This is a genomic window from Streptomyces sp. NBC_01298 (assembly GCF_035978755.1).
In the GTDB taxonomy this organism is placed as follows: Bacteria; Actinomycetota; Actinomycetes; order Streptomycetales; family Streptomycetaceae; genus Streptomyces.
Window position 1 is genome coordinate 4,207,182 of record NZ_CP108414.1, and the last position, 25,556, is coordinate 4,232,737.

A 25,556-nucleotide genomic window follows, 5' to 3' on the forward strand; every position below is an offset into this window, starting at 1 on the left:
CGGCTGCCTCCACGGTAAGGAGTGCGCCCGGCCCCGCCCCTGCATAGCCCACCCTCGGGCGCGGCGCCCCGGTTTCGGGCTCAATTGGCCCGATAGGCCCGCAGGAAGGCGCCCACACCGCCCGAGATCAGGTGGTCGGTCTGCTCCTTGGGGAGGGGCAGGACCCCGTAGTGGGAGAGCTGTGAGATGGAGGTCGAGGTCAGCGCCATGAAGTGGGCGCCGGCCAGCATCGCGTCACCGCGTACGTCGATCAGCCCGGCGGCGTCGAGGCCCGCCATCGCGTCCCCGAGCGCCCGGGACACGGGGCCCGGACCGGCGTTCACCCAGGCCTCCAGCACCTCCGGCGGCACGTGGTCGGCTTCGGCGTGGATGTGGCGGACGAGCGCGAAGTGGTCGGCGTAGTCGGTCATGAGCCCGATGACCCGGTGCGCGAAGGCGACGAGGTCACGCTCCAGGTCCTCGGGGCGGGGCGGGCGTTCGGGGTTCAGGACGGCTTCGATCTGGGCGATCTGGGCATCGCGCACCTGCCCCGAGGTCCAGGTGACGACGGTGGCGAAGAGCATCGCCTTGCCGCCCGGGAAGTGGTTGTAGAGCGTGCGGGTCGAGATGCCGGCCGCGGCGGCGAGTTCGTCCACGGTCGCCCGGGTGTAGCCCTCGCGGCCGAAGACCCCGCAGGACGCGCTCGCGATGGCGACCTGCTTCTCCAGCTTCTTGGCACTGGTTGCGCCGCTCACTTCGCCTCCACAAAAAACTACAACGACCGTTGCACTTATTACAACGTTCGTTGTAGTTTACCGGAGGAGCGGCCGTACGAAGCGCCCGCACCACCAACAAGGGGGAACCTGCCATGACCACCACCCACACCTCCACCACCACTCCCGCCGAGGACGCGCCACTCCGCGTGGCCGTCATCCTCGGCAGCGTCCGCGAGGGCCGCCAGGGCGCCGCCGTCGCCGACTGGTTCCTCGGCGCCGCCGGCGCCCTCGGCGGCCTGGACCTCGACCTCATCGACCTCGCCGACATCGACCTGCCGCTGGCCATGCCCGGCTGGGGCGGCTCCCCGAGCGAGCGGGCGGCCGCCGCCCTCGCGAAGGTCAGCCCGCGGCTGGCCGCCGCCGAGGCCTTCGTCATCGTCACCCCCGAGTACAACCACAGCTTCCCGGCGGTACTGAAGAACCTCATCGACTGGCACCGCGAGGAGTGGCACGCCAAGCCCGCCGGCTTCGTCTCCTACGGCGGCATCGGCGGCGGCCTGCGCGCCGTCGAGCAGCTCCGGCTGATCTTCGCCGAGCTGCACGCCGTGACCGTGCGCGACTCCGTCAGCCTGCACGGCCCGTGGTCCGGTCTCGGCCCGGACGGCCTTCCGCGCGACACCGCCGTGGCGGAGGGCGCGCTCAAGGGAATGCTCGGCCAGCTGGCCTGGTGGGGACGCGCCCTGCGCACCGCCCGCGCGAGCCGCCCGTACCAGGGCTGAGGGGCGCCCCACGATGCGTACGCCCCGGCCCCCCGTAGCCCCGACCCCACCTCCCACGAATACCCCGCCCACCCCCACGCCCCCCGGCCGACCCACCACAGCCGCCCGCACCCACTCCACGGCCCCCGCGACCCCGTCAGGCCCGACCAACCCGACGGGCCCCGCGGCCCCCGCGACCCGCACCGGCCGGGCGGCCGGGCCGGAGCCCACGTCCTCCACCCCACCGCCGCGCGAGCTCCACCGCACCGCGGGCGTCGTCATCGTCGTCATCGTCGGCTCGGTCATGTCGGTGCTCGACATGACGATCGTCAACGTCGCCCTGCACCGCCTCTCCGAGGCCTTCCACGCCCCCCTGGCCACGATCCAGTGGGCCGCCAGCGCCTACACGCTCGCGCTCGCCGCCGTCATCCCGGCCTCGGCCTGGGCGATGGGCCGCTTCGGCGCCAAACGCACCTACCTGGGCGCCCTCACCCTGTTCTCCCTCGGCTCCCTCCTCGCCGCGTGCGCCTGGAGCGCCGGGAGCCTGATCGCCTTCCGCGCGGTGCAGGGCCTCGGCGGCGGACTGCTCATGCCCGTCGGCATGGCCATGGTGATGCGTACGGCGGACCCGGCCCGACTCGGACGGGTGATGGCCCTGCTCGGGCTGCCCATCATCGTCGGGCCGGTGGCCGGCCCGGTGCTGGGCGGCTGGCTCGTCGACTCGGTGTCCTGGCAGTGGATCTTCCTGGTCAACCTCCCGGTGGGGGCGGTCGCCCTGCTCCTCGCCACGAAGCTGCTGCGCTCCGACGCCCCCGGCGACCCGTCCGCCGCGCCCCGGCTGGACGTACCCGGCCTGCTGATGCTCTCCCCCGGCCTCGCCCTGCTCCTCTACGGCCTGGCCCGGGGCGGGGAAGGCGGCACCTTCACCGCCCCCGACGCCCTCCTCCCCACCCTGGCCGGCGCCGCGCTCGTGACGGCCTTCGCCCGACGGGCACTCACCACCCGTGACCCGCTCCTCGACCTCCGGCTCCTGCGCGACCGCACCTTCGGCGCCGGAATCCTCACGCTGGCTCTCTTCACCTGCGGCTACTTCGGTTCCATGCTGCTCGGACCGATGTACTGGCAGCAGAGCCGCGGCATGAGCGCGACGGCGGCCGGGCTCCTGGGCGCCCCGACCGGCCTCACCGTGGGGCTGGTCATGCAGATCGCCTCGCGCCGCGTCGACAAGGTCTCCCCGCGCCGCCTGATCCGCGCCGGGATCGCGACGGGCGCGCTGGGCATGGCCCTGACGGCCCTCCAGGCCGGGTCTCCGGAGGCGGCACCCTGGCGGTTCGTCGCCGCCTCGGTCGTCATGGGCATCGGCGCCGGCATGGTCCTGATGCCGACGATGACCACCGCGAGCCGAAGCCTCCCGAAGTCCCGCCTGACCGCGGCAAGCACCATCCTGAGCATCAACTCCCAGATAGGCGCCTCGGTCGGCACGGCCCTCCTCTCGGTCACCCTCACCTCAGCCGGCACCACCCCACCGGGCTTCCGCACCACGTACGCCATCGCCGCAACCCTCCTGGCCCTGGCCACCCTCCCCGCCACCCTCCTCCCAAAACACCACCCCTGACCCGCCCCGCTCCCCCGGGCACCAGGCAGCACGCACTCCCCGCGGCGAGCAGCACGACCACACCACCGACGAGGAATGCGCCGGGGACACACCGGCCGCCGCGGTCCGGCACAGGACGCCCAACGCCCATCCCGGCAGAACAGCCGAGGACGTAACCCGGCACGAACACACCTGGCCCAAGCAGCGTATGGAGACAGAACCCGAAGTTACGCATAGTCAGCACGCCAATCTGCTGATCACTCTTCGCAGTGGACTGCCCCTCGTGGGGCACAACTCCAAGGCAGCAGCGCGCGTTTCCTTCCGACAGACACCACTCCGCCTGAAGGAACCCGATACGCAAGCACTGAGCAGCCCGGATCATCGCCGCTCTCACCACGACGGCCGGACTAGCCGCCTTACCTCCCGCCGACACCGGCTTCGACTACCAGGTCGGCGGTGTCACCATGAAGGTTCTGACGGGCTGCAGGTTCACTCACATCGTCCGCGGCGAAGGCAAGAAGATCACTTACCAGAACACAGGCGTCGACTGCGGCTTCGTAGGGGCTCCAAGACCTACCTCACCTCCCACGGCGCGACGCACACCGAGTCCGAGATCCACCCGATGCGCGACAACGCACCCCAGACACTGCCCCGCTACGGCAAGGCGTGCGCTCACATCAGCGTCAACGGTGTGCGCCGGGTCAGTCAGTGCCACCACATCACGAAGTGAGCCGCACATGACCACCCAGCCCTCCCCCGACGACTCCGTCTGGGAAGCCAAGCGCCGCCGCGCCGGCCTGGCCGCCTTCCTGGTCGCCACGGCACTGTCCTTCGCGTTCTTCGCCTTCTTCCCGGGTCTCCCCCACGTCATCGACTGGGGCGCGATCATCACCTCGCTCGCCGTAGGCGGCCTGGCCCGCTGGGCATGGCAGTCCCACCTGTCGAGAAGACATGCCACTCACCCGCAGAGCTGATCGCACACCACGCTCCTGAAGCATCGCCAGTTCGGACCGCGCGCCGGTCGGCAGTCTCTGGAACTCGGCGATGGCGTGATGTTCGCCCGCTCCCGCACGGTTCGCGGGCATGAAAAAGCCCCAGGTCACGGCGAGTGAGTCCTGGGGCTAATCCGAGCCGCCTTCGGGATTCGAACCCGAGACCTACGCATTACGAGTGCGTTGCTCTGGCCAGCTGAGCTAAGGCGGCACCGCTGGGAAGACGAGAATTTCCCTGGTGGGAGGCTCTCATCAGCAGCGGGCCAAAGTCTACAGGGTTAAACGGGGTGCCCCGAACAGGGGGCTTCGACGGCCCCGGCCGCAGGGGTCAGCACTTCTTCCAGTCCTCGGGAGCGGTGCCCTCCAGGAGGTAGCTGTTGATCGCCGAGTCGATGCAGGCGCTGCCCCGGCCGTACGCCGTGTGGCCGTCGCCGTCGTAGGTGAGCAGGACGCCCGAGTCGAGTTGGCTCGCCAGGGCCTCGGCCCACTTGTATGGGGTCGCCGGGTCGCGGGTGGTGCCGACCACCATGATCGGCGGAGCGCCCTTCGCGTGCAGTGCCTCGGCCTTGCCGGTGGCCTTCGTCGGCCAGTACGTGCAGTTCAGCGAGGCCCAGGCCAGGCCCGCGCCGAAGACCGGGGAGGCCTTCTCGAAGTAGGGCAGCGCCTTCTCGACCGCCGCGGGGTCGGCGAAGGCCGGGGGCTGGTCGAGGCAGTTGACGGCGGCGTTCGCCGACATGAGGTTGGCGTACTTGCCGTCCGCCCCGCGCTCGTAGTAGCTGTCGGCGAGGGCGAGCAGCCCGTCGCCGTCGCCGTCCTTGATCGCGGACGCGAGCGCCTCGCGCAGCTGCGGCCAGGCGTTCTCGTCGTAGAGGGCGGCGATCACCCCGGTCGTCGCCAGCGACTCGCCGAGCGTGGCGCGCGACCGGTCAGTCGTGGTGATCGGCTGGGCGTCGACCTTGCCGAAGAACTCCTTGAGGCGTTCCCCGATCTGCTCCGGGCTGCCCTGGCCGAGCGGGCAGTCGGTCTGCTTCGCGCAGTCCGCCGCGAAGGCCCGGAAGGCCGTCTCGAAGCCTTCCGTCTGGTCCCGGTTCAGTTCCAACGCGGGCCGGGAGGGGTCCATCGCCCCGTCCAGGACCAGCCGTCCGGCCCGGCCCGGGAAGAGGTCGGCGTACATCGCCCCGAGGAAGGTGCCGTACGAGGCTCCGACGTAGTTCAGCTTCTCGTCGCCCAGCGCCGCACGCAGGACGTCCATGTCGCGGGCGGCGTCGACCGTGGACACGTGCGGCAGGACCCGCTGCGAGTGCGTCTGGCAGGCGGCCGCGAACTCCTTGAAGGCGGCCACCAGCAGGGCCCGCTCCGCCGGCGTGTCGGGCGTCTGGTCCACCTGCGTGTACTTGTCCATGGCAGGGCCGTCCAGGCATTCCACGGGGCTGCTGCGGTCCACGCCGCGCGGGTCGAAGGAGACCATGTCGTACGCGGCACGGACCGGGGCCGGATATCCGATGCCCGCGTACGCCTGGAGGTAGCCGATGCCGGAGCCGCCCGGGCCGCCCGGGTTCACCACCAGGGAGCCGAGCCGCTTGGCGGGGTCGGTGGCCTTGCGGCGGGACACCGCGATGTCGATGTCCCCGCCCCCCGGGTTCTCGTAGTCCAGCGGGACCTTCATGGTGGTGCACTCGAAGCCGGGCACGCCGCACTCGCGCCAGCTCAGCTTCTGGTCGTAGTACGGGCGCAGCGCCGCCGGGACGGCGGTCGGCTCGGCCGACGTCGCCCGGGCGGCCCCGCCCGACGAAGCGGCGGCGCGGGGTGTTCCCGAACCGCCCGAGGTGCACCCGGAGAGCAGTAGCCCCGCAGCGGCGATCACGGTCCCGGTGGTGCGCAGCAGGCGACTGGTGTCCATTCCCGGAGCCTACGGCCTGCGGGCACACCCGGGGCGGTGGCACCCGCGCCGCGCGGCGGACGGCCGCCCGGGCTCGGGGCGCCGCCCCGCACGGACCGGCGGCGTCCGCGACCCGCCCCGCGGACCCCTCGAACGGGTGAGGCCGTCAACCGGAGTCGCGGCCCGCAACCCGCGGCAAAACCGCGTCAGCCCGCGCGCAGCGACATCGTCATCGCCTCGACGGCCAGCAGCGGGGCGACGTTGCGGTCCAGCGCCTGCCGACACGCGATGATCGCCTCGATGCGCCGCAGTGTGCGCTCCGGGCCCGACTCCCGGGCGATCCGGTCCAGGTCCTGCCGTATTTCCTCGTTCGCGATGGCCAGCGAGGAACCGAGCTGGAGCGCCAGGACGTCCCGGTAGAAGCCGGTGAGGTCGGTCAGGGCCAGGTCGAGGCTGTCGCGCTGCGTACGCGTGCGCCGGCGCTTCTGCCGGTCCTCCAGCTCCTTCATCACGCCCGCCGTACCGCGCGGCATCCGCCCGCCCGTGCCCGCTCCGGCGCCGAGCGCGGCCCTCAGCTCCTCGGTCTCCTTGGTGTCGACCTCTTCCGCGACCTGCTTGGCGTCCTCCGCGGCGGCGTCCACCAGCTCCTGCGCCGCCTTCAGGCAGTCGCCCACGTCGGCCACGCGCATCGGCAGCCGCAGCACGGTGGCGCGCCGTGAGCGGGCCGCCTCGTCGGTGGCGAGCCGGCGGGCCCGGCCGATGTGCCCCTGGGTCGCGCGGGCGGCGGCCTGGGCGACGTCCGGCTCGATGCCGTCGCGCCGTACGAGCACCTCGGCGACGGCGGACACCGGCGGGGTGCGCAGCGAAAGGTGGCGGCAGCGGGAGCGGATGGTGGGCAGCACGTCCTCCAGCGAGGGGGCGCACAGCAGCCACACGGTCCGTGGAGCGGGCTCCTCCACGGCCTTGAGCAGGACGTTTCCGGCGCCCTCCGTCAGCCGGTCGGCGTCCTCCAGGACGATGACCTGCCAGCGCCCGACGGCCGGGGAGAGCTGCGCCCGGCGCACCAGGGCCCGGGTGTCCTTCACGCCGATGGACAGCTGATCGGTACGGACGATCTCCACGTCCGCGTGCGTGCCGATCACGGTGGTGTGGCAGCCGTCGCAGAACCCGCAGCCCGGCTCGCCGCCGAGGGCGCGGTCCGGACTGGTGCACTGGAGGGCGGCGGCGAAGGCGCGGGCGGCGGTGGAGCGCCCCGAGCCGGGCGGTCCGGTGAACAGCCAGGCGTGCGTCATCTTGGAGGCGGCCGGCGGCGGGGTGCGCGCCTCGATGGCGGTGACCAAGGCATCGGCGTCGACCGCGGCGGCGGCCAGCTGCGTCTGGACCCGCTCCTGTCCCACCAGGTCGTCCCATACGGGCATCCCGCCCACCGCCTTTCCCTCGCGTACCGTCCGTGTCGTCTGCTCACCCAGTGTGGCGGCTCCCACTGACAATCCCCGTCAGCCGGCCCCCACGACGACCCCGGCCGTCACGCGCCGTACCCGCCGCAGCGCCGTACCCGCCCCGCGTACCCGCCGCGGTCAGCCGCGGCGCGGTCCCCGGCCCTGGTCGTCCTCGTCGTCCCGGTGCCATCCCAGCAGCTCGTCCGCCAGCGTCGGCAGATCGTCCAGCGGAGTCTCCTCCGCCCAGTCCGAGCGCGGCCTGCGCGGCCGGCCGTCCTCGGCGGGGAGCGGCAGCTCACGGGTCGCGTCGTTGCCCGAGTCGCGGAAGATGCCCGGCGGGACCCGGTCGGCCGGGTTCTCCTCGGGGCGCCGGGCCGTCGGCCGCGACGCGGAGTACGAGGCCCGGGGCGCCGCCGGCCGCGTGGCCGGCGCCTCACCCGTGCCCGTGGGGCGTACGGGCGGCAGTACGGCCGTCTCGTCCGCCGGACCCGTCGCGCGTACGGGCGGCAGCACCGCCGTCTCGTCCGCCGAGCCCGCCGAGCCCGCCGAGCCCGCCGCCGGATCGGCCTTCGGGACGGGGACCGTCTGGGTGACGTCGTCCGGCTGCACGACCCGCTTGACGACCGGGGTCTCGATCGTGACGGCCTCGTCCTGGTGCGGCTCCTTGCGCAGGTCGGCCTTGCCCCCGGAAACCGGGGGAGCCGCCGGGGCAGCCACCGGCACGGACGCCGAAGCAGCCGCCACCGAGGCAGCGGCAGCCGCGGCCGCCGCGGACTTCGCCGCCGCCTCCGCCGCCGAGGCCTCGGCCAGCCGCCTGGCCTCCTCTGCCTTCAGCAGGGCCTCCTCGGCCCGCCGCTGCTTCTCCAGCCGGCGCTCCTCGGCCTCGGCGTGCAGCCGGGCCTCCTCTTCCGCCTGCTTGCGCAGCCGCTCGGCCTCCACCGCGCGGGCCTTGTCCTCGGCCTCCAGCCGCAGTCGCTCGGCCTCGGCCCGTACGCGGGCCTCCTCCTCGACGCGCAGCCGCTCCTCGCGCTCCTTGCGGGCGGCCTCGGCCTCGGCGGCGATCCGGGCCTCCTCCGCCTCGCGGACCTTGCGGGCCTCTTCCTCCGCCAGCAGCCGGGCTTCCTCGGCCTTGCGGGCCGCCTCTTCCTCGGCCTTGCGCGCGGCCTCCACCAGGGCGAGCCGGCGGGCCTCCGCCTGCGCGGCCACCTCGGCCTCCGACAGCGGGAGCATCCGGTCCAGCCGGTGGCGCACGACGGTGCTGACCGACTCCGGGTCCTGGCCCGCGTCGACCACCAGGTAGCGCCCGGGATCGGCCGCGGCCAGGGTCAGGAACCCGGCCCGCACCCGCTGGTGGAACTCCGCCGGCTCCGATTCCAGCCGGTCCGGCGCCTCCGTGAACCGCTCCCGGGCCGTCTCCGGCGACACGTCGAGCAGCACGGTCAGATTCGGTACGAGGCCACTCGTGGCCCAGCGCGAGATACGGGCGATCTCGGTCGGGGAAAGGTCCCGGCCGGCGCCCTGGTAGGCCACCGAGGAGTCGATGTAGCGGTCGGTGATGACCACCGCGCCGCGCTCCAGGGCGGGCCGTACGACGGTGTCCACGTGCTCTGCGCGGTCGGCCGCGTACAGCAGGGCCTCGGCGCGGTTCGACAGGCCCGCGGAGGACACGTCGAGCAGGATCGAGCGCAGCCGCTTGCCGACCGGCGTGGCCCCGGGCTCGCGCGTGACGACGACCTCGTGCCCCTTGGCCCGTATCCAGTCGGCCATCGCCTCGACCTGGGTGGACTTGCCGGCGCCGTCGCCGCCCTCCAGGGCGATGAAGAACCCGGCGTCGGACGCGGCCTGGACCGGTTCCCCGCCGCGCAGCGCCTCGCGCAGGTCGCGGCGCAGCGGTACGCCGCCGCGGTCGTCGGCCTTGGCCAGGACGATGACGGCGACCGGCAGCAGCAGGGCGCCGACCAGCATCAGCGTGAAGGCCGCGCCGCCGTGCGCGAAGACGACCTCGCCGGCGGCCAGCCGGTGCGGTCCGATCAGGGCGGCCAGCAGCGGTGCGGCCACGGCCCCGACGGCCACGGAGACCCGGACGACGGCCTGCAGGTGCTCGGTGACCCGGGCCCTGCGGAACTCCTCGGTCTCCTGGTCGAGCAGCGTGTGCCCGGTGTTCGCGGCGACGCCCGCGGCGGTGCCGGCGAGCAGCGAGAGGAACACCACCGTCGAGGTGTCCGGAACCAGCCCGGTCAGCAGCAGCGCAAGTCCGGCCACTCCCACGGCCAGCGCCAGCAGGCGGCGCCGGGACAGGGCGGGGAGCACCTTGCCGGCCTGGGTGGCACGGATGCCCAGCGCGGTGCCGCCGAGCAGGGCCAGTACGAGCAGCGAGAACGCGGCCGCTCCGCCCCCCAGGTCGGCGGCGTGCAGGACGGCCACGGCGGCGGCGGAGGCGATGGCTCCGGCGACGGCTCCGCAGACGAGCACGAACAGCGGGATGGCCCCCGTACGCCCCTTCTCCGGCCGGTCCCCCGCCTTGGGGGCCCGCAGGCCCTCCAGCGGGGAGCGGGGCCGCGGGGTCTTCGTGGCGGGCAGCACGAGCGGGAGCAGCAGCGAGACGGAGGCCGCGAAGAGGCCGGAGGCCACGTACGAGCCGAGGGCCGCCTGGTTCTCGGCGAACCAGCCGATGCCGAGACCGAGCGCCTTGCCGATCAGGGTGGCGGCGAGCAGCGCGGCCGCGGCGACCGGCAGGGCGGCGAAGGCGGTACGCAGGTTCAGCCGGCGCAGTGCGTCGAGGTGATCGGGCAGCGGCCGTACGGTCGCCCCCTCCGGCGGCGGCGCCGGCAGCAGACCCGGCGCGGCACTGTCCCTGGCCAGCCCCCACAGCCGCTCGGCGGCGCCGGAGACGAAGACGGTGGCGAGCAGGGCGATCAACGCGTGCGGGCCGATCCAGTCGAGCCACAGCGGGGCCACGACGAAGAGCCCGAGCCGGATCCCGTCCGCGCCGATCATCGTCCAGCGGCGGTCCAGCGTGCCGCCGGGGGCGGTGAGCTTGGACAGGGGCCCGAGGAGGACCGCGCCGAAGAGGACGGTGGACACCACACGGACGCCGAAGACGGCGGCGACGGCGAGGGCCCAGCCGGTGTAACCACCGCCGAAGGCCCCCTGATCCATGGCCGCCTGGAAGACCAGGAGCACCAGGACCAGCAGGGCGAGGGCATCGCCGATGCCGCTCACGAGCTGCGCGCTCCACAGACGGCGCAGCCCGGGGACGCGCAGCAGGGCGCGCACCGCGCGCTCGCGGGAGTCCGCGGCGAGGGCTTCGTCGTAGGTGGGGGCGGTGTCGGTGGTGTCGGTGGCGGCGGTCACGACCGTTGGCTGCTCGGCTCGCGTCATCCGCCCAGCCTATCCGCTGCGCTGTGCGGGTGCGGAGGGCTGTGGACAAGGTCCAATGTGACTCCCGACCCACCCGTTCGGGAGCACGCTCCCGGGCCGTGGGGCCGCTGCGCGGGGCGTCTCCCCGCCCCGCCCTTCCACCGTTCCCCGGGCTGCGCGCCCGGACCCGGGCCCGCCACCGGTCCTCGAGCGCCGGACGGCTGAAAAACAGGGCCCGTGCGCATCGCACGGGCCCTGTTGTGAGTACGCGGCGCCTACGCGGCGCCTACTCGTCCGCCGCCACGGCCGCCGTCTTCTTCGCGACCGTCTTCTTCGCCGTGGTCGCCTTCTTCGCGGTCGTCGTCTTCTTCGCCGCCGTCTTCTTGGCGGCAGCGGTCTTCGTCGCCGTCGCCTTCGTGGCCGTCGCCTTCTTCGCCGGGGCCTTCTTCGCCGGAGCCTTCTTGGCCGTCTTCTTCACCGGGCCCTTGGCGCGCTTCTCCGCGAGCAGCTCGTAGCCCCGCTCCGGCGTGATCGTCTCGACGTCGTCGTCCCGCCGCAGCGTCGCGTTCGTCTCGCCGTCCGTCACGTACGGGCCGAACCGGCCGTCCTTGACGACCACCGGCTTCTCGCTCACCGGGTCCGTACCGAGCTCCTTCAGCGGCGGCTTGGCCGCCGCGCGCCCCCGCTGCTTCGGCTGCGCGTAGATCGCGAGCGCCTGCTCGAGGGTGATGGCGAAGAGCTGGTCCTCGGTTTCCAGCGACCGCGAGTCCGTGCCCTTCTTCAGGTACGGGCCGTAGCGGCCGTTCTGCGCGGTGATCTCCGCGCCCTCCGCGTCCACGCCGACGACCCGGGGAAGGGACATCAGGCGCAGGGCGTCCTCGAGGGTGACCGTGTCCAGGCTCATCGACTGGAACAGCGAGGCCGTCCGCGGCTTGACCGCGTTCTTGCCCGTCTTCGGCGTGCCCTCGGGCAGGATCTCCGTCACGTACGGCCCGTAGCGACCGTCCTTCGCGACGATTTCGTTCCCGCTGATCGGGTCCTTGCCCAGCTCGAACTCGCCGCTCGGCTTCGCGAAGAGCTCCTCCGCGTACTCGACCGTCAGCTCGTCGGGAGCCAGCTCCTCCGGCACGTCCGCCCGCTGGTGGCCCTCCGCGTCCTTCTCACCGCGCTCCACGTACGGCCCGTAGCGGCCGACCCGCAGCACGATGCCCTCGCCGACGGGGAAGGAGGAGATCTCCCGGGCGTCGATCGCGCCCAGGTCGGTCACCAGCTCCTTCAGGCCGCCGAGCGCGTCTCCGTCGGCCGGCACGACCTCGGTCGCGTCCTCCGCGCCGAAGTAGAAGCGCTTCAGCCACGGCACGGACTGGGCCTCGCCCCGCGCGATGCGGTCGAGGTCGTCCTCCATCTTGGCGGTGAAGTCGTAGTCGACGAGCCGCCCGAAGTGCGTCTCGAGCAGGTTGACCACGGCGAACGACAGGAAGGACGGCACGAGCGCCGTGCCCTTCTTGAAGACGTATCCGCGGTCCAGGATCGTGCCGATGATCGACGCGTACGTCGACGGGCGGCCGATCTCCCGCTCTTCCAGCTCCTTGACCAGCGAGGCCTCGGTGTAGCGGGCCGGCGGCTTGGTCGAGTGACCGTCGACCGTGACGTCCTCGGCCGACAGCGCGTCGCCCTCGGCGACCTGCGGGAGACGCTTCTCACGGTCGTCGAGCTCGGCGTTCGGGTCGTCCGCGCCCTCGACGTAGGCCTTCATGAAGCCGTGGAAGGTGATCGTCTTGCCGGAGGCCGAGAACTCGGCGTCACGGCCGTCGGCCGACCGGCCGCCGATCTTCACGGTGACCGAGTTGCCGACCGCGTCCTTCATCTGGGAGGCGACGGTGCGCTTCCAGATGAGCTCGTACAGGCGGAACTGGTCGCCGGTCAGACCGGTCTCGGCCGGGGTGCGGAAACGATCACCCGAAGGACGGATCGCCTCGTGCGCCTCCTGCGCGTTCTTGACCTTGCCCGCGTAGACACGGGGCTTCTCCGGCAGGTATTCGGCGCCGTAGAGCTGCGTGACCTGCGCACGGGCCGCCGACACCGCGGTTTCGGACAGCGTCGTGGAGTCGGTACGCATGTAGGTGATGAAGCCGTTCTCGTACAGCTTCTGCGCCACCTGCATCGTCGCCTTCGCACCGAAGCCGAGCTTGCGCGAGGCCTCCTGCTGGAGCGTCGTCGTACGGAACGGGGCGTACGGGGAGCGGCGGTACGGCTTGGACTCGACCGACCGGACGGCGAACGAGGTCTCCGTCAGTGCGGCGGCCAGCGCCCGCGCGTTCGCCTCGTCGAGGTGCAGCACCTCGCTCTTGAGCTGCCCGGTCGAACCGAAGTCGCGGCCCTGCGCGACGCGCTTTCCGTCCACCGTGTTCAGGCGGGCGACCAGCGTGGACGGGTCGGAGGCGTCACCGGCGCGGCCGGTGGCGAAGGTGCCGGTCAGGTCCCAGTACTCGGCCGAGCGGAAGGCGATGCGCTCGCGCTCCTTCTCGACCACCATGCGGGTGGCCACCGACTGGACGCGGCCCGCCGACAGCTTCGGCATGACCTTCTTCCACAGGACCGGCGAGACCTCGTAGCCGTAGAGGCGGTCGAGGATGCGGCGGGTCTCCTGGGCGTCGACCATGCGCTGGTTCAGCTCGCGCGGGTTGGCGACGGCGTCGCGGATCGCGTCCTTGGTGATCTCGTGGAAGACCATCCGGTGGACGGGGACCTTGGGCTTGAGGACTTCCTGCAGGTGCCACGCGATGGCTTCGCCCTCGCGGTCCTCATCGGTGGCGAGGAAGAGTTCGTCGGACTCGGCCAGCAGCTCCTTGAGCTTCCTGACCTGGGCCTTCTTATCCGCGTTGACGACGTAGATCGGCGCGAAGTCGTGCTCGACGTCCACACCGAGACGGCGGACCTCACCGGTGTACTTGTCGGGAACCTCGGCCGCGCCACTCGGGAGGTCGCGGATGTGCCCGACGCTCGCCTCGACGACGTATCCGGGGCCGAGATAGCCCTTGATCGTCTTCGCCTTGGCAGGGGACTCGACGATGACGAGTCGGCGGCCGCCCTTTGCGGTCTCGCTAGTCGGGGACAACTTGGCTCTTCTCTCCGGTCGGCACTCGGTCGCAGTACGGCGACGCTGCGGAGTGTGACGGTACAACCCGCCCCCGTGTCAAACGGCAGAAGCCCGCAACGGCCACTCGAACGGTAACCCGACAAGTGCCATTTCTGCCGCCCGGATGCCGCGCCAGGCCCTGCGCACTCACCGGGCAGAGTGGCCGAAGGGCCGTCTGGCCCCGCCTCCGCACCCCTCCCCACGTCGGTGTTCACCGATGTGTACGGGCCTGCGCGCAATCCGGACGAGAGGGCGAAACCCGGCGCGCCGCCGGAGCCCGGACGACATCCGGCCGCTCCGCCGGGGCCACGAACCGGGAGCCTCCCCCCGGCCGGCGCGAGGCGGCCACCACGGCCGGGCCGACACCACCGGAGCGAAACCGCCCGGGTGACACCACCGGAGCGAAACCCCCCTGGCCGAAACCGCCCGGGCGGCGCCGCCCCGGCGTCACCGCCCCGGTGTCACAGCCGTCCGAGGCACCAGACCCCGAGGGCCAGCGAGACCCCGCCGGCGAGCAGCGCCAGCGGTACTGCCACGGCGGGGCGCACGCCCTCGGCCACCGGCGCGCCGCGTGCGGCGCGCGCCCCCGTCCAGGCCAGCAGAGCGGCCCCGAACAGCAGGAACACGGCCGCCGCGAAGATCGCCGGACCGTGCTCCATGCCGTTCCCCTCGTCCCCCGGGCCGCTCTCGGGATCCCCCCGGATCCCGCTGACCGGAGGATTTCAGCCGAGGGGAGACAGCAGGCGAACCCGGGGTGACATCCCGGGGTGACATCCCGGCTCCGACCGCCCGGGTGCCCGACGGCCCGGGACACGCCGGCCCGACCGCGGCGTACCGCCCCGCGGCCCGACACCCCTCGGTGCTCCGGGGTGCGCCGGGGTGCGCCGGGCGCACGGCGAGGGCCGGCGGCCGTCGGCCTACTCCCCCGCGGGTTCCGCTTGCGCCCCGGCCACCGGCTCCAGGAACCCCTGCTCCACCAGCATCCGGATCGCCTCGGGCGTCCGGTCCCGCAGGACCACCGGGTCCTCCTCCACCAGGTGGGCGATGGCGTCCAGGATCCGCCCCGCGCTCAGTGATCCGTCGCACACCCCGGCGAAACCGGCACCGACCGTATCGACCTTGGTGGCCCGCCGCATGCCCCGGTTCTGCCGGAGCACGACGTGTTCCGGATCCTCCGCACCGGGCGCTCCGACCTGCTCCTGCACGACCTCCGCGGTCAGCCGGAAGTAGCCCGCGAGCAGGGCCGCGTCATCGTGGTCGCGCAGGTAGTCCTGGCGCGCGAAGTGCTCCAGGACGGCGTCCCCGAGCGGCTGTTCCACCGAGTGCGGCCATTCCTCGACCACGATCGACGGCTCCGCCGCGTCGCTGCGGCGCAGCGTGATCCAGCCGAACCCGACCGCCTTGGTCTTGCGGGCTTCGAACTCGTCCAGCCAGTCCTCGTACCGCTGTTCGTACGCGGCGGGGTCGGTGCGGTGGTCGCCCGCGTCGCGCAGCCACAGCTCCGCGTACTGCGTCACGTCCTGCACGTCGCGCTGCACGATCCAGGCGTCGCAGCCGCGCGGCACCCAGGCCCGTACCCGGTCGTGCCAGTCCTCGCCGTCCACGTGCTGCCAGTTGCCCAGGAACTGCGCGAACCCGCCCTGGTTGAGCCGGGCCCCGGCCTCCTGGACGAGGGTCCGGCACAGGTCGTCGCCGCCCATCCCGCCGTCCCGGTACGTCAGCCGGGCTCCGGGGGAGATCACGAACGGCGGATTCGACACGATCAGGTCGTACGTGGCCTCGCCGACCGGCTCGAACAGTGACCCGGCGAGCAGTTCCGCCTCGGGGGCACCCGACAGTGCCAGCGTCAACCGGGTGAATTCCAGGGCCCGCGGGTTGACATCGGTCGCCGTGACCCGGGTCGCGTGCTGGGCGGCGTGCAGCGCCTGGATCCCGGATCCGGCGCCGACGTCGAGGGCCGAGCCGACCGGCGTGCGGATGGTGATCCCGGCCAGCGTCGTGGAGGCGCCGCCGACACCGAGGACCACGCCCTCCTCGCGGCTGCCGATGCCGCCGGCCCCGCCGACGGCGCAGCCGAGGTCGGAGACGATGAACCAGTCCTCGCCGTCCGGACCGCCGTACGGGCGCACGTCCACGGTGGCGTGCAGCTCGTCGCCCTCGAGCCGCAACCAGCCGTCCGCCAGGGCCGCGTCGACGGGCAGGGCGGCCGCGGCGTGCGCGTACGGCACCGGCTGCCGCAGCAGGAACAGCCGGGTCAGGCTCGCGAGCGGGCCGTCACCGTGGCTCCGCGTGGCGCGCAGGGCGGGGACCGTCTCGCTGCGGGCCAGCGCGGCGTACGCCGGGGCGCCGAGCAGGTCGAGCAGCCCGTCGGCGGTGAAGCCCGCGGCGAGCAACGCGGCGCGGAGCTCGGCCGCGCGGGCCGACGAGGGGAGGTGGGCGGGCAGACCGGGGGGAAGGCTGGTGGTACTCACCCGCCCATTGTGGCCGCTGCCGCCGCCATTGCCCGCGCCACACGGCCTTCGGCGTGGGCGTCCGGCGCTCCCGCGAGCTCCCGGCCGGGGGCGTCGGCCCGGGACGGGCGCCGAGTAGGCGCGGTTCCGTACGGTCGTTGCTTCCGGGAGTGTCCCGGCCGCTGTCCCCGGCCCGGCCCGGCCGCCGGACATGCGCCCGACCTCCCGCCGGGCATCCCGCCCGATCTCCCGCCGGATCTCCCGCCGGGCATACCCCCGGACATACGCCGGGGCGGCCGGGGTCCCGAAGGATCCCGGCCGCCCCGGTGTGTGCGGCGCCGCCGGCGGGGCGGCGGTCCGCGTTAGGACTTCGCCGGCGACGGAGTCGTCACCTGGCAGCCCTTCTGACCGTTCATCGCCTTGTCCAGCCCGCCCGACTTGAGCTGGTCGAGGGCTTCCTTGCCGCCCTTGGTCGCTTCCTCCAGGCCGCCCGCCACGTCCTTGAGGCCCTCGGCGAACTTGCCCTGGTCCTTGGCGTCGAGGGCGTCCATCTTCGTCTTCAGGGCGGTGTAGCCCGCCGACGTGGACTCGAAGCCCATGACCGCGGCGGCCTGGGTCTTCTCACCGTCCTTGACGGGCGGAACTCCCGCGTCCGTCAGGGCCGTACCCATCGCCTTGTACGACTCGGACATGGTCCCGAAGGCCGCGGAGTCGGTCGCCTGGACCTCCTCGGGCTTGCTGCTCTCGGTCGCCACCCGCTTGATGTCGGCGTTCGCCTTCTCGATCTTCTCGAGCTGGGGCTGCCAGTTGTCGCAGACCTTCTTGGCCCAGGCGTCGGTCTTCTTGTCGCCGTCGTCCCCGCCACAGCCGGACAGGACGAGCATCAGCACCGCAGCGCCCGATACCGCGGCCGCAAGCTTCTTGTTCACCGGATTGGTCCCTTCGAAGGCTCTCGGCCCGGAAGATACACGTCCACCATCGGGGAAACGCAAAGGCGGACGGACGGCGCGTCAGTCCGCGCCGTCCGTCCGCCGTTCGGGCGTACGGTCGAGAGCCGTGCCCGCGCCTGCCGGGTCAGGCCCGCGAGAGCCTTCTCCGGAGCGGCCGTCTCAGGAGGAGACCGCCGCCGCCGGGTCGGCCTGCTGGCCCACCCGCTCGGCGGGCGCGCCCTCGCCCTCCCCGTCGTCGCCCACCGCGATGCCGCGGCGCTTGGAGACGTACACCGCGCCGACGATGACGCCGATCGCGAGGACCGCGACGATCGCCCGTACGGTCGGGCTGGCGTCCGCGCCGTAGCTGAACTGCACGATCGCGGGGGCGATCAGCAGTGCCACCAGGTTCATGACCTTGAGCAGCGGGTTGATGGCGGGACCGGCGGTGTCCTTGAACGGGTCGCCGACGGTGTCGCCGATGACGACCGCCTCGTGCGCCGCGCTGCCCTTGCCGCCGTGGTGCCCGTCCTCGACGAGCTTCTTCGCGTTGTCCCACGCGCCACCGGAGTTGGCGAGGAAGACCGCCATCAGGGTGCCGGTGCCGATCGCGCCGGCGAGGAAGGAACCGAGCGCTCCGACGCCGAGCGTGAACCCGACCGCGATCGGGGTGAGGACGGCGAGCAGCCCGGGCGTGGCGAGTTCGCGCAGCGCGTCCTTCGTGCAGATGTCCACGACGCGCCCGTACTCGGGCTTCTCGGTGTAGTCCATGATCCCGGGGTGCTCCCGGAACTGCCGGCGCACCTCGTAGACCACCGCGCCCGCCGAGCGGGACACGGCGTTGATGGCGAGGCCGGAGAACAGGAACACGACGGCCGCGCCCAGGATCAGCCCGACCAGGTTGTTGGGCTGCGCGATGTCGAGGCTGAGGTTCATCTCGCTGCCGGCCTTGACGCCGACTTCCTTGACCGCGTTCGCGATGGCGTCGTTGTACGAGCCGAAGAGCGCGGCCGCGGCGAGTACGGCCGTGGCGATGGCGATGCCCTTGGTGATGGCCTTGGTGGTGTTGCCCACCGCGTCCAGGTCGGTCAGCACCTGCGCGCCGGCGCCCTCGACGTCCCCGGACATCTCCGCGATGCCCTGGGCGTTGTCGGAGACCGGACCGAAGGTGTCCATGGCAACGATGACGCCGACCGTGGTGAGCAGACCGGTGCCGGCCAGCGCCACGGCGAAGAGCGCCAGCATGATCGAGGTGCCGCCGAGCAGGAACGCCCCGTACACGCCGAGCCCGATGAGCAGCGCCGTGTACACGGCGGACTCCAGGCCGACGGAGATGCCGGCGAGCACGACCGTCGCGGCGCCCGTCAGGGAGGACTTGCCGATGTCCCGGACGGGACGGCGGTTGGTCTCGGTGAAGTAGCCGGTGAGCTGCTGGATCAGGGCCGCGAGCACGATGCCGATGGCGACGGCGACGAGCGCCAGGATCCGCGGGTCGCCGGAGTGACCGGAGATCGCGGCGTCGTCGACGCCGACGAGCTCCTTGTAGGTGCCCGGCAGGTACGCGTAGACGGCGATCGCGACGAGGACCATCGAGATGGCGGCGGAGATGAAGAAGCCGCGGTTGATGGCGGTCATTCCGCTGCGGTCGGTCCGGCGCGGGGAGACCGCGAAGATGCCGATCATGGCGGTGACGACCCCGATGGCGGGGACGATCAGCGGGAAGGCCAGGCCCAGGTCGCCGAAGGCGGCCTTGCCGAGGATGAGGGCCGCCACGAGGGTGACGGCGTACGACTCGAAGAGGTCGGCGGCCATTCCCGCGCAGTCTCCGACGTTGTCGCCCACATTGTCGGCGATGGTCGCGGCATTGCGCGGGTCGTCCTCCGGAATGCCCTGCTCGACCTTGCCGACCAGGTCGGCGCCGACGTCGGCGGCCTTGGTGAAGATGCCGCCTCCGACACGCATGAACATCGCGATGAGCGCGGCACCGAGGCCGAAGCCCTCCAGGACCTTGGGCGCGTCGGCGGCGTAGACGAGCACGACGCAGGACGCGCCGAGCAGGCCGAGGCCGACGGTGAACATGCCCACCACGCCGCCGGTGCGGAACGCGATCCGCATGGCCTTGTGGGAGACCTCGGTGAGGTCCTTGGCCGGCTCGCCCTCGGCGGGGGTGGCCTCGCGGGCGGCGGCGGCGACGCGGACGTTGGCACGGACCGCGAGGCGCATGCCGATGTAGCCGGTGGCGGCCGAGAAGACGGCGCCGACGAGGAAGAAGGCGGAACGTCCGGACCGCTGCGTCCAGTCGTCGGCGGGGAGCAGGAAGAGCAGGAAGAACACGACGACGGCGAAGACGCCGAGCGTGCGGAGCTGCCGGCCAAGGTAGGCGTTGGCGCCCTCCTGGACGGCGGCGGCGATCTCCTTCATGGAGTCGGTTCCCTCGTCGGCGGCAAGGACCTGGCGGACCAGGATCTGCGCGACGACGAGCGCGGCGATGGCCACGGCCGCAATGACGATCACGATGAGCCGATTGTCATCCGTGAGTACTGCGGATGCCAGGTCTGTGGTGCGACCCGGCGCGATAGGGGTAAAGAGCCCCGTCATTCGTCCTCCTTGACGTGATGAGCTCAAGATGTGGACGGATTGTAGGGAGCGCGACCCGATCAAAACAGTACGCAGGAAACGGAATTGGCCCGCACTTGCCCCTCACCAATAGATCTGGTCACTCCATTACCCTCGAAAGCGGTAACGGGGCAAAAGCATTGACGCTTGATCAGCGATCAATAAACCCGGCGGGGAACGATCACGGAATGGATCTAGGGCCATCCGAAAGGCCCTGCTCGGCAGGGCAATGAATAAGATCAGAAGATACGTCGGCACGCGCGGCGAAACATCATCGGCGCCCGCCCCGGGGCCCCTCCGACGCCTTACCGGCACCCGCCCGGTCCCCCGTCGCCAGACGACGGGCCTCCGGGAACGCCCCGCGTCAGAGCCCGATCGGGGCACGAAACCGACGGGGAAGCGGCAAACCAAAGGGGCGGGACGAGAACCCGCCGGGCCCCACGAGAACCCGCCAGCCCCCTCCAGGGCAGCACGAAGCCCCTGGGGTGACGCGGGCCCGGGGGGCGCCGCAGCCCAGGGCAGCACGAAAACCCGCCGGGCGGCCCGAAGGCGACCCGGCGGGCACGAAGCGTGTGCGCAGCCGACCAGGGCAGCCCGACTACGGAAGCTCGGAGGTCCCCGAGACGGGCCAGCTCATCCGGATGGTCCCGCCGGCTTCCCCGCTGATGACGTCGACGTCGTCGACCAGGCCGCTGATCACGGCCAGGCCCATCTCGTCCTCGCCCTCGGCGTCGGGGTCCAGGACGGCGTCGATTCCGGACACGGCGGCGGCAGAACCGCCGGCCGGCCCGGGCACTTCGTCGCTGACCTCGATGGAGAACACCTTCTCCTCCTCGGTCAGCACCACCCGGACGGGCGCGGTGAGTCCGTTGGTGCGATGCAGTCCGACGGCACGCGAACAGGCCTCGCCCACGGCGAGGCGGACCTCGTCGAGGACGGCTTCCTCCACACCGGCCCGCCGCGCCACGGCGGCCGCGACCAGGCGGGCCGTCCGGACGTGTTCGGGCTGGGCGCTGAAGCGCAGTTCAACGGTGGCCATGCGCGTCCCCCTCGGACTACGGGCGTGCCTTACCGGGGCCCGGACCGCTTGTGGCCCGGTACCCCTCGCTCCATCTTCGGCCGTTTCGCCGCCGAGCGCCGTCAGTCGGTGGCGTTGACGGCGTCTTCCACCGAGTTGTGGATCGGAAACACCTTGGTCAGACCGGTGATTCGGAAGATCTTCAGGATGCGCTCCTGGTTGCAGACCAGACGCAGCGAGCCCTCGTGCGCGCGGACGCGCTTGAGGCCTCCCACGAGCACACCAAGCCCGGTGGAGTCGAGGAAGTCCACTCGCTCCATGTCGACAACCAGGTGGTAGCTGCCGTCGTTCACCAACTCGACCAACTGCTCGCGCAGCTTGGGCGCGGTATACACATCAATCTCGCCACCGACCTCCACGACCGTACGGTCGCCGACAGTGCGAGTCGACAGGGACAGGTCCACGGATCCTCCAGCACCTTGCTATCGAGCGGCGCCCCCCAGGGGCCTCCCCACCCGGAGGTGGACGAGGGATTGGCTGCCGCGATGGCATTCAATCACTTACCGGCAGGCGCGCACGACGCCTTCGGACCATTGTCCCGCACGCCGGTGACACACTCGGTTCCAATGGCCAACACTCACCGTCCCGGGCCGCCCACGGCACCCGAGGACGTCAGACCCACCCCCGGCACGGTCCTGGACCGGCTGTCACGGGGGCCTTCCCGGGCTGCGCGCATCACCCATACGGAGCACTTGCCCCCTCGGGAGGGTCGTCATGCGGTCTGGCCCGATCGCATCCGAACTGATGTCGTAGCCGCGATTGCGGCCGCCGGGATCGACCATCCGTGGGAACACCAGGCCGCGGCGGCCGAGCACGCCCTCGACGGGGAGTCCGTGGTCGTCGCCACGGGCATCGCCTCGGGCAAGTCGCTGGCCTACCTCGCGCCCGTGCTCTCCGCCCTCGCCGAAGGGGCCGAGGCGGCCAACGGCCGGGGCGCGACCGCCCTGTACCTGGCCCCGACCAAGGCCCTGGCCGCCGACCAGCGCCGCGCCGTACGGGAACTGGCCGGCCCCCTCGGCAACGCCGTCCGGCCCGCGGTCTACGACGGGGACACCCCCTTCGAGGAGCGCGAGTGGGTGCGCCAGTACGCCAACTACGTCCTCACCAATCCCGACATGCTGCACCGCGGGATCCTCCCGGCCCACCCGCGCTGGTCCTCCTTCCTGCGGGCCCTGCGCTACGTGGTCATCGACGAGTGCCACACCTACCGGGGCGTATTCGGCTCCCACGTCGCCCAGGTCCTGCGGCGGCTGCGCCGGCTGTGTGCCCGCTACGGCTCCGATCCCGTGTTCCTGCTGGCCTCCGCCACCGCGAGCGACCCGGCGACCGCCGCGTCCCGCCTGACCGGCCTGCCGGTGGTGGAGGTCTCCGACGACGCCTCCCCGCGCGGCGAGGTCGTCTTCGCCCTGTGGGAGCCGCCCCTGACCGACCTCAAGGGCGAGCGGGGCGCGCCCGTACGCCGCACGGCCACCGCCGAGACCGCCGATCTCCTCACCGACCTGGTCGTGCAGGGCGTCCGCACGGTCGCCTTCGTCCGCTCCCGGCGCGGCGCGGAGCTGATCGCGGTGATCGCCCAGGAGAAGCTCGCCGCCGTGGACCGCTCGCTGCCCCGGCGGGTCGCGGCCTACCGCGGCGGCTACCTGCCCGAGGAGCGCCGGGCCCTGGAGCGGGCCCTGCACTCCGGCGACCTGCTCGGCCTGGCCGCGACGACCGCCCTGGAGCTGGGCGTGGACGTCTCCGGCCTGGACGCCGTCCTGATCACCGGCTACCCGGGCACCCGCGCCTCCCTATGGCAGCAGGCCGGCCGTGCCGGGCGCTCGGGCCAGGGCGCACTGGCCGTCCTGATCGCCCGGGACGACCCGCTGGACACCTACCTGGTCCACCACCCCGAGGCCCTCTTCCGGCAGCCGGTGGAGGCCACGGTCCTGGACCCCGACAACCCGTACGTCCTGGCTCCGCACCTGTGCGCGGCGGCGGCGGAGCTGCCGCTGACGGAGCCCGACCTCGACCTCTTCGGCCCGGCCGCGCGCGACCTCCTCCCCCAGCTCGAAGCGGCGAAGCTGCTGCGCCGCCGGGCCACGGCCTGGCACTGGACCCGCCGGGAACGGGCCTCGGACCTCACCGACATCCGGGGCGGCGGCGGACGCCCGGTCCAGATCGTCGAGGCCGCCACGGGCCGACTGCTGGGCACGGTCGACGAGGAGGCCTCCCACACCGCCGTCCACGACGGGGCGGTCCACCTCCACCAGGGCCGCACGTACCTCGTGAAGCACCTGGACCTGGAGGATTCCGTGGCGCTGGTCGAGGAGGCGAACCCGCCGTTCTCCACGACGGCCCGCGACACGACCGCCATCTCCGTCCTGGAGACCGAGACGGAGATCCCCTGGGGCCGCGGCAGGCTCTGCTTCGGCTCGGTGGAGGTCACCAACCAGGTGGTCTCCTACCTGCGCCGCAAACTGATCACCGGCGAGGTGCTCGGCGAAGCCAAACTGGACCTGCCGCCCCGCACCCTGCGCACCCGGGCCGTCTGGTGGACGGTCACGGAGGACCAGCTCGACGAGGCCAGGATCAACCCGGAGATCCTCGGTGGCGCCCTGCACGCCGCCGAGCACGCCTCCATCGGCCTGCTCCCGCTCTTCGCCACCTGCGACCGCTGGGACATCGGCGGGGTCTCCGTCCCGCTGCATCCCGACACCCTCCTCCCGACGGTCTTCGTCTACGACGGCCACCCGGGCGGCGCCGGCTTCGCCGAGCGTGCCTTCCACACGGCCCGCGCCTGGCTGACGGCGACCCGTGACGCCATCGCCGCCTGCGAGTGCGAGGCCGGCTGCCCCTCGTGCATCCAGTCCCCCAAGTGCGGCAACGGCAACGACCCCCTGCACAAGCGCGGCGCCGTCCGGCTCCTCACCCACCTCCTCTCGGAATCCCCGCCCGCGGACCCACCGGCGACCCCCTGAACCCCGACGTGCCGACGGGTGGGAACTCGGGCCGCACGGGCCGGTCAGCGATTGGCTGAATATCGCCCCTGGCACCCCCCAAACCGGAACACCCGCCCGAAGGCTCGACCCGCCGTCGCAGCCGCCTCCCAGCCCCCTCTCAGCCCCGTCCCGGCCCCCTCACGCCCCGTCCCGGCGGCGCCCGGGCACTCGTCGGCCCGCACCGGCCCCCCTCGATGCCCCCGGGCGGGGGGCGGGCACCGCGGCCCTCCCACACGGGAGCGGCCACGCTCGCGCCCTTCCGGAGGACCCGGCCCCTTCCAGCAGCCCCGTCCCCGGACGGGAACCCAGCCCCTTCCGGGGAGCCCGGCCTACCCGTCCCCTTCCAGCAGCCACGTCCCCGTCCGGGGAGCCCAGGCCCCGTCCGGGGAGCCCAGGCCCCGTCAGGGGAGCCCAGCCCCGGCCAGCCCCAGCGGACCGGCTCCGTAGGACGGACCCGGGCTGTACGGAAGCCCTCATCGGGGCTCCACGGGCAGTGGCGGGCCCGCCCGCGAGCGCAGCCCGGGACGGAAGGGGCCCGTCGGGGCACGGGCGGTGATCTCCGCGATCTCTCCCGTCACCACGCACTCGGTGACCTGCGCGCCCTGCGCCACCGCCACCCGCACCGCCGTGGCGCAGGCGGCCTCCGGGCCGTGGGCCCAGCTCGCCGCCGCGGCGAGGACGGCCAGGTCGGCGGCAGCCGCGGCACGGTGCCGCGAGACCACCGCCTGCCCGAGCAGGAGCACCCCGCCGAACACCGCCACCAGCACGGTCACCACCACGACCGCCCACACCGTGGCCGACCCCCGGTCCCGACCGTCCGCACGGGCCCCGGTCACGACGGCGGCCCCACGGTGTCCTCGGCCAGGGCAGCCGCCAGGGCGGTGAGCCGCACCGGCAGTGCGGCCGGGCCCGGGGCGGGCGCCGAGACGCGGACCCGCCACAGGTCGCCCGCCCGCGAGAGCTCCACCCGCGCCCCGGGCGGGGCCGCGGCCACGGCCGCCGCCACGGCCGCGTCCGCCGGCTCCGACCGGGCAGCCGCCCGGGCGCCGGCCCGAGCGGCGTCCACACACCGGATCTGTGCGGAGGCCGCCATCAGCGCCCACACCAGCAGTGCCGCGAACAGCACCAGCGCCGGAATCACCAAGGCCGTCTCCGCCGTCACGAATCCCCGGTCAGAACGGCGCATCGAGTGCCTTCCCGATGGTCGACTGGAGTGCCGTCGAGACCAGTTCACTCGTCACCACCTTGTACAGAACGGCCGCGAACGCACACGCCGCGATCGTGCCCATGGCGTATTCGGACGTGGACATTCCCGCATCGCCCGCACGCCGCCTCAGTCCCGCCAGTCCCGTCAGTACCGCCCGCATCCGAAACCAGTTGATCGACATGACAACCTCCCGTTGATTCAGCTTTTTGACGTGTTCTCAGATGGTCATTTCAGGTGGCACCCGCGGCTGATCATTCAGCCGGCCATTCAGCCGGTCCGGCCATTCAGGCGATCATTCGGCCGGTCGTTCAGCCGGCCATTCGCGCCGGCCTTTCAGCCACCCCTTCAGGCAGGCGCCCCTTCAGGCAGGCAGCCCTCCGGAGGGTTTCCGGATGACCTTTCAGGTGGCCCTCAGGTGGCCCTCAGACGGCCCTCCCGTTGC

The 25,556-nt window shown here is 72.7% G+C and carries 18 protein-coding genes and 1 tRNA gene; 4 read left to right on the forward strand and 15 right to left on the reverse strand.

Annotated elements, in window-relative coordinates:
- Positions 1 to 80: 80 nt before the first annotated feature.
- On the reverse strand, positions 81 to 734 hold the full coding sequence (locus OG730_RS18985; RefSeq protein ID WP_327305340.1) for a TetR/AcrR family transcriptional regulator: 654 nt from the start codon (positions 732 to 734) through the stop codon (positions 81 to 83).
- A 113-nt stretch (positions 735 to 847) separates the two neighbouring features.
- Here OG730_RS18985 and OG730_RS18990 point away from each other — a divergent pair, with 113 nt between their 5' ends.
- The 3 genes from OG730_RS18990 (at position 848) to OG730_RS19000 (ending at position 4,021) form a co-directional block, all read left to right on the forward strand.
- On the forward strand, positions 848 to 1,474 hold the full coding sequence (locus OG730_RS18990) for an NADPH-dependent FMN reductase (RefSeq protein WP_327305341.1): 627 nt from the start codon (positions 848 to 850) through the stop codon (positions 1,472 to 1,474).
- Between the two features lie 13 nt (positions 1,475 to 1,487).
- A complete protein-coding gene (locus OG730_RS18995; protein ID WP_327305342.1) occupies positions 1,488 to 3,068 on the forward strand; it encodes a DHA2 family efflux MFS transporter permease subunit in 1,581 nt (526 codons plus the stop codon).
- A 716-nt stretch (positions 3,069 to 3,784) separates the two neighbouring features.
- Complete coding sequence (locus tag OG730_RS19000; protein WP_327305343.1) at positions 3,785 to 4,021, forward strand: hypothetical protein; 237 nt, start codon at positions 3,785 to 3,787, stop codon at positions 4,019 to 4,021.
- Positions 4,022 to 4,176: 155 nt separating this feature from the next.
- Here OG730_RS19000 and OG730_RS19005 read toward each other — a convergent pair.
- From OG730_RS19005 to bldG, 11 genes are all read right to left on the reverse strand, one after another.
- Positions 4,177 to 4,250, reverse strand: a tRNA-Thr gene (locus tag OG730_RS19005).
- 117 nt (positions 4,251 to 4,367) lie between these two features.
- The gene (locus OG730_RS19010; protein ID WP_327305344.1) at positions 4,368 to 5,939 is read right to left on the reverse strand and encodes an alpha/beta hydrolase; all 1,572 of its coding nucleotides are present in this window, start codon (positions 5,937 to 5,939) and stop codon (positions 4,368 to 4,370) included.
- Positions 5,940 to 6,124: 185 nt separating this feature from the next.
- Positions 6,125 to 7,336, reverse strand: a complete 1,212-nt coding sequence (locus OG730_RS19015; RefSeq protein ID WP_327305345.1) for a DNA polymerase III subunit delta' — start codon at positions 7,334 to 7,336, stop codon at positions 6,125 to 6,127.
- A 159-nt stretch (positions 7,337 to 7,495) separates the two neighbouring features.
- A complete protein-coding gene (gene tmk, locus OG730_RS19020) occupies positions 7,496 to 10,738 on the reverse strand; it encodes a dTMP kinase (RefSeq protein WP_327305346.1) in 3,243 nt (1,080 codons plus the stop codon).
- A 265-nt stretch (positions 10,739 to 11,003) separates the two neighbouring features.
- On the reverse strand, positions 11,004 to 13,835 hold the full coding sequence (gene topA / locus OG730_RS19025) for a type I DNA topoisomerase (protein ID WP_327305347.1): 2,832 nt from the start codon (positions 13,833 to 13,835) through the stop codon (positions 11,004 to 11,006).
- A 482-nt stretch (positions 13,836 to 14,317) separates the two neighbouring features.
- A complete protein-coding gene (locus tag OG730_RS19030) occupies positions 14,318 to 14,515 on the reverse strand; it encodes a hypothetical protein (protein WP_327305348.1) in 198 nt (65 codons plus the stop codon).
- Between the two features lie 258 nt (positions 14,516 to 14,773).
- Entirely contained in the window at positions 14,774 to 16,327 is a 1,554-nt protein-coding gene (locus OG730_RS19035) for a DUF7059 domain-containing protein (RefSeq protein WP_327305349.1), read from the reverse strand.
- A gap of 341 nt (positions 16,328 to 16,668) precedes the next feature.
- The gene (locus OG730_RS19040) at positions 16,669 to 17,235 is read right to left on the reverse strand and encodes a small secreted protein (RefSeq protein WP_327305350.1); all 567 of its coding nucleotides are present in this window, start codon (positions 17,233 to 17,235) and stop codon (positions 16,669 to 16,671) included.
- A gap of 180 nt (positions 17,236 to 17,415) precedes the next feature.
- The gene (locus OG730_RS19045) at positions 17,416 to 19,833 is read right to left on the reverse strand and encodes a sodium-translocating pyrophosphatase (RefSeq protein ID WP_327305351.1); all 2,418 of its coding nucleotides are present in this window, start codon (positions 19,831 to 19,833) and stop codon (positions 17,416 to 17,418) included.
- A gap of 616 nt (positions 19,834 to 20,449) precedes the next feature.
- Positions 20,450 to 20,890, reverse strand: coding sequence for an ATP-binding protein (locus OG730_RS19050; protein WP_327305352.1), 441 nt, complete (start codon positions 20,888 to 20,890; stop codon positions 20,450 to 20,452).
- Between the two features lie 101 nt (positions 20,891 to 20,991).
- Positions 20,992 to 21,333: an anti-sigma factor antagonist BldG gene (gene bldG / locus OG730_RS19055; RefSeq protein WP_243339893.1), complete on the reverse strand. Its 342-nt coding sequence runs from the start codon at positions 21,331 to 21,333 to the stop codon at positions 20,992 to 20,994.
- An 81-nt stretch (positions 21,334 to 21,414) separates the two neighbouring features.
- On the opposite strand from bldG, the gene OG730_RS19060 reads away from it, so the two are divergent.
- Positions 21,415 to 23,886 carry a DEAD/DEAH box helicase gene (locus OG730_RS19060; RefSeq protein ID WP_327305353.1) on the forward strand — a complete coding sequence of 824 codons (2,472 nt, stop codon included), beginning with the start codon at positions 21,415 to 21,417 and terminating at the stop codon, positions 23,884 to 23,886.
- 494 nt (positions 23,887 to 24,380) lie between these two features.
- On the opposite strand, the gene OG730_RS19065 is transcribed toward OG730_RS19060, so the two are convergent.
- From OG730_RS19065 to OG730_RS19075, 3 genes are read right to left on the reverse strand one after another with little or no spacing between them, the layout of a single operon-like run.
- Complete coding sequence (locus OG730_RS19065) at positions 24,381 to 24,743, reverse strand: Rv3654c family TadE-like protein (protein ID WP_327305354.1); 363 nt, start codon at positions 24,741 to 24,743, stop codon at positions 24,381 to 24,383.
- Positions 24,740 to 25,093 carry a TadE family type IV pilus minor pilin gene (locus OG730_RS19070; protein ID WP_327305355.1) on the reverse strand — a complete coding sequence of 118 codons (354 nt, stop codon included), beginning with the start codon at positions 25,091 to 25,093 and terminating at the stop codon, positions 24,740 to 24,742. Before OG730_RS19070 ends, OG730_RS19065 begins: the two co-directional genes overlap by 4 nt.
- A complete protein-coding gene (locus OG730_RS19075; RefSeq protein WP_442814955.1) occupies positions 25,080 to 25,295 on the reverse strand; it encodes a DUF4244 domain-containing protein in 216 nt (71 codons plus the stop codon). The genes OG730_RS19070 and OG730_RS19075 overlap by 14 nt, the downstream gene beginning before the upstream one ends.
- Between the last annotated feature and the right edge of the window lie 261 nt (positions 25,296 to 25,556).

Coding starts and splice junctions, on each gene's coding strand:
- OG730_RS18990 (WP_327305341.1), top strand. CDS start 848: ATGACCACCACCCACACCTCCACCACCACTCCCGCCGAGGACGCGCCA.
- OG730_RS18995 (WP_327305342.1), top strand. CDS start 1,488: ATGCGTACGCCCCGGCCCCCCGTAGCCCCGACCCCACCTCCCACGAAT.
- OG730_RS19000 (WP_327305343.1), top strand. CDS start 3,785: ATGACCACCCAGCCCTCCCCCGACGACTCCGTCTGGGAAGCCAAGCGC.
- OG730_RS19075 (WP_442814955.1), bottom strand. CDS start 25,295: ATGTCGATCAACTGGTTTCGGATGCGGGCGGTACTGACGGGACTGGCG.
- OG730_RS19030 (WP_327305348.1), bottom strand. CDS start 14,515: ATGGAGCACGGTCCGGCGATCTTCGCGGCGGCCGTGTTCCTGCTGTTC.
- OG730_RS19050 (WP_327305352.1), bottom strand. CDS start 20,890: ATGGCCACCGTTGAACTGCGCTTCAGCGCCCAGCCCGAACACGTCCGG.
- OG730_RS19070 (WP_327305355.1), bottom strand. CDS start 25,093: ATGCGCCGTTCTGACCGGGGATTCGTGACGGCGGAGACGGCCTTGGTG.
- tmk (WP_327305346.1), bottom strand. CDS start 10,738: ATGACGCGAGCCGAGCAGCCAACGGTCGTGACCGCCGCCACCGACACC.
- OG730_RS19010 (WP_327305344.1), bottom strand. CDS start 5,939: ATGGACACCAGTCGCCTGCTGCGCACCACCGGGACCGTGATCGCCGCT.
- OG730_RS19045 (WP_327305351.1), bottom strand. CDS start 19,833: ATGACGGGGCTCTTTACCCCTATCGCGCCGGGTCGCACCACAGACCTG.
- OG730_RS19060 (WP_327305353.1), top strand. CDS start 21,415: ATGGCATTCAATCACTTACCGGCAGGCGCGCACGACGCCTTCGGACCA.
- OG730_RS19015 (WP_327305345.1), bottom strand. CDS start 7,336: ATGCCCGTATGGGACGACCTGGTGGGACAGGAGCGGGTCCAGACGCAG.